General features: G+C 65.7%; 1 protein-coding gene. It reads left to right on the top strand.

All coding sequences use genetic code 11. The annotated features are described in order from the left end of the window. Nucleotides 1-215: 215 nt before the first annotated feature. Nucleotides 216-437, top strand: a 222-nt coding sequence (locus D7Y13_RS43115) for a hypothetical protein (RefSeq protein WP_208734652.1), incomplete at its 3' end; no start/stop codon positions are given.

Raw genomic sequence — 437 nt, forward strand, 5'->3', positions numbered from 1 at the left:
CCACGTACCAGGGCGCCACCAAGCGGGCGACGGTGCAGACCGGCAGCACGCGCAACGTCCAGCTGCGCTGGTAAAACTGCCCGCTAAACGCGACGCCATCTAGGCAAAATCCGCAGACCCGCGCCCTGCTTGGCGTTGCGCCTCGCCAACACGAAATTTGGCATTCTGACGCGGCGCGCATAGCATGCTCGCTATCCGGACTCTCCCGATGGCGCATGCTGACGCGGAACAGCTTTTCCCCCACCAATACCCGACTGGCAGGTCCTGCCCTGCTTGCGCTGGTGTGCCTGCTGTCTGCCTGTTCGTCCACGCCGACCCGCTCCACCGCCTCGCGAGACGCGGGCCTGCGCACACGTGGCGTACCGATTCAGGATCCGAGCGCCGGTCTGGAAGAAATCTCCATCGAAGCCATGGCGCTGGTCGGCACGCCCTACCGC

The sequence above is a fragment of the Corallococcus praedator genome, assembly GCF_003612125.1.
GTDB lineage: Bacteria > Myxococcota > Myxococcia > Myxococcales > Myxococcaceae > Corallococcus > Corallococcus praedator.